Origin of the sequence: Nocardioides sp., from assembly GCF_050699375.1 — a bacterium.
In the GTDB taxonomy this organism is placed as follows: Bacteria; Actinomycetota; Actinomycetes; order Propionibacteriales; family Nocardioidaceae; genus Nocardioides.
The window spans coordinates 1-5,613 of the sequence record NZ_JBOHDN010000110.1 but is presented as its reverse complement, the minus strand read 5'-3'; the positions used below and the strand labels follow the sequence as shown (position 1 = coordinate 5,613).

Annotated in this window: 4 protein-coding genes; 2 read left to right on the top strand and 2 right to left on the bottom strand. The window is 68.9% G+C overall.

Going from position 1 to position 5,613, the window contains the following annotated elements; all coding sequences use genetic code 11:
- A partial coding sequence (locus ACRDPS_RS08105; RefSeq protein WP_431501120.1) for an NAD-glutamate dehydrogenase domain-containing protein occupies positions 1–1,640 on the top strand: 1,640 nt, incomplete at its 5' end.
- On the opposite strand, the gene ACRDPS_RS08100 is transcribed toward ACRDPS_RS08105, so the two are convergent.
- Positions 1,600–1,905, bottom strand: a complete 306-nt coding sequence (locus tag ACRDPS_RS08100) for a hypothetical protein (RefSeq protein WP_431501119.1) — start codon at positions 1,903–1,905, stop codon at positions 1,600–1,602. The two genes, ACRDPS_RS08105 and ACRDPS_RS08100, sit on opposite strands and share 41 nt — an antisense overlap.
- Before the next feature lie 322 nt (positions 1,906–2,227).
- Positions 2,228–4,273: an MSCRAMM family protein gene (locus ACRDPS_RS08095; protein ID WP_431501118.1), complete on the bottom strand. Its 2,046-nt coding sequence runs from the start codon at positions 4,271–4,273 to the stop codon at positions 2,228–2,230.
- Between the two features lie 295 nt (positions 4,274–4,568).
- Here ACRDPS_RS08095 and ACRDPS_RS08090 point away from each other — a divergent pair, with 295 nt between their 5' ends.
- On the top strand, positions 4,569–5,471 hold the full coding sequence (locus ACRDPS_RS08090; protein WP_431501117.1) for an HpcH/HpaI aldolase/citrate lyase family protein: 903 nt from the start codon (positions 4,569–4,571) through the stop codon (positions 5,469–5,471).
- Positions 5,472–5,613 lie beyond the last annotated feature (142 nt).

Below are 5,613 nucleotides of genomic sequence, written 5' to 3'. Positions count from 1 at the left end.
AGGGCGTGCACCTGCGCTTCGACGCCGTGGCGCGTGGTGGGCTGCGCTGGAGCGACCGGCGCGACGACTTCCGCACCGAGGTGCTCGGGCTGGCCAAGGCGCAGCAGGTCAAGAACACCGTGATCGTGCCGGGTGGCGCGAAGGGCGGCTTCGTGGCCAAGGGCATCGCCGGTCCGGACGCGTACGTCACGTTCCTGCGTGGCCTGCTCGACGTCACCGACAACCGGGTCGATGGCGAGATCGTGCCGCCGCCCGACGTGGTGCGCCACGACGCCGACGACTCCTACCTGGTCGTCGCCGCCGACAAGGGCACCGCGACGTTCTCCGACCTGGCCAACTCGGTCGCGGCGGAGTACGACTTCTGGCTCGGCGACGCGTTCGCCTCGGGCGGCTCGGCGGGCTACGACCACAAGGCGATGGGCATCACCTCGCGTGGCGCCTGGGTCTCGGTGCAGCACCACTTCAAGCGGCTCGGCATCGATCCGCAGACCGACGAGATCACCGCTGTCGGGGTCGGGGACATGTCCGGTGACGTGTTCGGCAACGGCATGCTGCGCTCGGATCGCATCCGGCTCGTGGCTGCCTTCGACCACCGGCACATCTTCATCGACCCCGACCCTGACGCGGCGGTGGGCTTCCGCGAGCGGAAGCGGCTCTTCGAGACGCCCCGGTCGAACTGGGAGACGTACGACACCTCGCTCATCTCGTCCGGTGGCGGAGTGTGGTCGCGCCAGCTGAAGTGGGTGCCGATCAATGCCGAGATCCGTGCTGCGCTCGGCCTGGCGGCCGACGTCAAGCGGCTGACGCCGCAGGGGCTGATCAGCGCGATCCTGCGCGCGCCGGTCGACCTCTTCTGGAACGGTGGGATCGGGACGTACGTCAAGGCTTCCGACGAGACCGACGACGATGCCGGTGACCACGCCAACGACGGGGTCCGGGTGGACGCCGCCGACCTGCGGGTGCGGGTCGTCGGTGAAGGCGGCAACCTGGGCATCACCCAGGCCGCGCGCGTCGAGTTCGCCCGCAAGGGCGGACTGATCAACACCGACGCGATCGACAACTCCGCCGGCGTCGACACCTCCGACCACGAGGTGAACCTCAAGATCCTGCTCGATCGAGAGGTACGCTCCGGATCGCTCACGCTGGCCGAGCGTGACGAGCTGCTCGAGGAGATGACCGACGAGGTCGCCGCGCTGGTACTCGCCGACAACGAGGCTCACAACGTGACCCTGACCCGGGCCGTCTCCCTGGCGCCGCAGCTGCTGGAGGCGCACGAGGCTCAGATCGCCGAGTGGGTCACCGACGGTCTCCTCGGCCGCGACGTCGAGGGCCTGCCGTCATCGACCGAGGTGGCTCGCCGTCTGGAGGCGGGGGAGGGTCTCACCGCCCCCGAGCTGGCCGTCGTGCTCGCCTGGACCAAGATCGAGCGCGGGCGCGAGCTGGTCGCCGAGGGTCTTCCGGACCCGGCCACGGATCCGGAGATGACGCAGCGGCTGGTGGCGTACTTCCCGACCGCCATCCGCAAGCGGTTCCCCGAGGCCATCGTGGAGCACCCGCTGCGGCGGGAGATCTGGGCGACCTCGGTGATCAACGACGAGGTCAACCGAGCTTTCGGTTCCCTCGACGCGCCTTCACGCTGAGCGCGGTCCCGGCGAGCATCAGCGCGGCTCCGACACCGGCGAAGACCCACGACGGGCCGCCGGTGTCGGGGACCGAGCTTTGACGAGAGGCGTCCGTCGGCTGCCCCCGGTCCGGGGTCGCCGGCGGGCGCTCGTCCTCGGCGGCGGAGGGTAGGCCGGCGGCGTCCGTGCTCTCGAAGGTCGCAGTCCAATGGGCCCACGAGTCGGTCCCTGCCTGAGCCGGTCCCGGCGACAGCACCGCGACGAACACTCCGGCCAGAAGCACCGACGCCAAAAAGGCCCGTCTGAACATGAGAGGGGTTCCCCTGCCTGGTCGACCTCATGGCCGACCGCTTCGATGAGCAGAATCTTGAAGTGGGGGAGATCAACACGCTAACCCAGCGGAACCTGCCTTTTGCGCTCTGATTCGGGCGTGTGGCCTCCGATTCCTGCGGTCGCGTGTGCCATCTGGAAGGACGAGTTCCGGGTGAGCGGGTTCGGACAGCCAAATGTTCAGCGTTAGGAAGCTGGTTCGTCGCGCGGTGGCCGGGGTGAAACCCGGGCTGCGGCGGGAGAGATCTGGGCGACCTCGGTGGTCGACGAGGAGGTCAACCTCGCTTTCGGGAGGCTCGACGCGCCGTCACGGTGAGCACTGTGCCGGCGAGCAGGAGCGAGGTGCCGAGCGCGGCGAACACCCACGACGGGCCGCCGGTCTCGGGGAGTGAGCTCTGAGGTGAGGTCTCCGTCGGCGGTCCCGGGTTCGGGGCTGCCGACGAGCTCTCGTCTCCGCCGGAGGTGGGTACGTCGGTGGGCGTCGGGGCGGGCGTCGGAGTTGGTGTCGGTGTGGGCGTCGGTGTCGGTGTGGGGGTCGGTGTGGGGGTCGGTGAGGCGACCTCGTCGACCTGGAAGTCCAGCCCGCCCACGATCTCGCCGGCCGAGGTGATCGTGGCGGTGCGTGTGGTCTCTCCGACCACGCGCGTGCCGTCGGGTGCGGTGACAGTGATCGTGTAGTCGCCCGCGGGCAGGTCGTCGACGAAGTAGGCGCCGGCCTCGTCGGTGGCCGCGGTGACCGGTCCGTCGGGACCGTCCACTGTGACGGTCACGCCGGCGACCGGGTCTCCGGTCGAGGCGTCGGTGACCCGGCCGCTGATCGAACCTGGGCGGGTGAGGTCGAAGTCGACCCCGGTCACGTCGCTCGCGGCGACCGTGACCTGCTGGGTGGTGGAGCCGGAGTAGCCCTCCGGGGCGTCGATCTCGGCGGTGTACTCGCCGGGAGGGACGCCGTCGAGCACGTAGGTGCCGTCGCCGTCGGTGACGGTGGTGATCGGGTCGCCGCCATCGGCGGGGACGAGGGTGACCTGGACCCCGCCGAGACCGTTGCCGCCGCCGGTCACCGTTCCTGAGACGCTGGCCAGCTGTTTCACCACGAAGTCCTGGTCGGTGACCGGGCCGTCGACGATCGTGATGTCCGTACGGGTCGTGCCGTCCGGGCCCGCGGTGTAGCCCTCGGGGACCGTCAAGGTCAGCGAGTAACCCGGGCCGACAGGATTGCCGTCGAAGATATAGCTGCCGTCGGGCTCGGTGGTCGTGGTCGCGGTGGTGCCGTCGGGACGGGTCAGGGTCACGGAAGCGCCCGGCACCGGGGCGCCGGCGTCGTCGCGTACCGTGCCGGTGATCTCGTGCGGGATCACCTGACGTACGTCGAACTCGGCTCGTGAAGCGGGATCGTCGTCGTCGCCGCGGTTGCTGACGGTCGCCTCGGTCTGGCCGACCGTCGCACACCCGTCGGGCTGGCTCAGCCGGACGGTATAGCCGTCCTGGGTCGCGAGCTCGCCGAAGGAGTAGGTGCCGTCGGTTGCCGGACTCGTGGTCGCCAGCGTCTCGCCCCACGGTGAGACCAGGGTGAGCACCGAGTCCTCGACCGGGCAGGATCCGGAGGTCGAAACGTCGGAGACGGTGCCGCCGATCGGCCGCGCCCGGCTCACGAACCAGGTCTGGTAGATCGGGAACCCGGCGCGCCGGGTGAAGACGAAGGACAGGCTGGTGATCCGGATGTCGGGCTCGTACCAGCCGCTCGCGCCGTTGGTGTCGGTGGCGGTGGGGTTCCCGGTCAGCGTCGAGGTGGCCGCATTCCAGATCGGCTGGTCGGTGCCGCCGGCGTAGTTGAACGACCCCTGGAACCACGAGGAGATCTCCACGGCCGAGACCGCTTCCCCGCTCTCGTCGGTCGCCCGGACCTCGACCTGGTCGGAGTCGATGTCACCGAGTACGAACGCCCAGCCGGTGTCGGGCGTGGGGTTGTCGAAGGTGTAGGTCGTCGTCGACGGGTCGTTGGCGTTGTCGGCCTTCGGCCGCAGGTTGATGTAGGCCGATCCACGGCTCGAGCCGTACTTCGCTCCCGGCGGCGTGGTCTGGTTGAGGAAGGTCGTCCCTCCGTTGGGAACTGCGACGTTCGCCCGGGAGTTGCTCGCCACCTGGGCCTGCGGGAACCCGGCCGACCGCTGGGTCATCGTCGTCGAGTAGTCGTTCGAAGCGCCCGAGATCGGCGCCCACCGTGCCCACGAGTTGGTCATGGCCTGAGCGGGTCCCGGAGACATCACCGCGACGAACGCTCCGGCCAGAAGTGCCATCGCCAAACAGGCCCGTCTGAACATGAGAGAGGATCCTTTGCCTCGATCGACCCCATGGTCGATCGCTTGGAAGAGCAAGACCTTGCGTGGGGGCTCCTGGAGATTAACCCAGCGGAACCGGACTTTTGCGCTCTGGATCGCGTGTATGGCCGCGGTTGCGGCTGAGGTGCCAGAGGCGCCTGTGCTGGTCATCTCGACAGGCTCGATTCAACGCTCGACAAGCTCGACCACCGAGATCGCGTACTCGCGAGTCACCGAGAGATTGGTTTACCGTCCCAATCGCGCCAGCCCAGGTCGCAGTTAGGGAGATACACAGACGATGAGCACGACCCAGATCGCCGAGAAGCGCGAAGTACGCGAAGCCAACCGAGTCGAAGGCCACAACGCCAGGTCCTGGCTGCTCGTCTCGGCGATGCGTACCGAACTCTTCGACGACGCCCAGCTGAGCCGGGCGGACCAGATCATCCTCGACATGGAGGACGCGATCGACTCCTCGCTCAAGACGCAGGCCCGTGAGAACGTGACCAGCTGGCTCCAGGGTGGCGGGCGAGCCTGGGTACGCATCAACGACTGGACCACCGAGGACTGGAGCGAGGACATCGCGGCGCTGGCCGGGATCGAGACGCTCGCCGGCGTGATGCTCGCGAAGGCTGAGTCGCCGGACCAGGTGACCGACACCTTCCAGCGGCTCGGCGGCAAGACCCCCGTGATCCCGCTGCTCGAGTCGGCGCTGGGGATCGAGGACGCTGCGACGATCGCACGCGCCCGCGGCGCCTACCGGCTCGCGTTCGGCTCCGGCGACTACCGCCGTGACACCGGCGCGGAGAACGACCCGCTCGCGATGGCCTACCCGAGGACCAAGCTCGTCCTCGCCTCGCGGATCGGCAATCTCTCCGGCCCGATCGACGGCCCGACGGTGGCCAGCAGCCACCCGGTGCTCCGCGAGCAGTCCAGCGACGGCGTCGCGATGGGCATGACCGGCAAGCTCTGCCTCGACATCGAGCAGCCCTCGGTGATCAACGAGTCCTTCAGCCCGACCCCGTCGGACGTGTCCTGGGCCTACGAGTTCCTGCACAAGTTCGAGGAGGGCGGCCGCGTCATCCGTGACGGCAGCGACAAGCCGCGCTTGGCCCGTGCCGAGACGATCAAGCGCCGCGCGGAGCTGTTCAAGATCAAGCCGGACACGTACGGCGACCCCGTCTCCGGACCCAGCGTCTACTGAAGGCGACGCCGACCCGGCGCAACTGCCCCAGATTCGCGCGTCGAGTCGGCGCGTCTGTCCCAAAAACTGATGCCGAGTCGGCGCGTCTGTCCCAGAAATTCGTGTCGAGTCGGCGCAACTGTCCCACCCTGTGGGGTAGTTG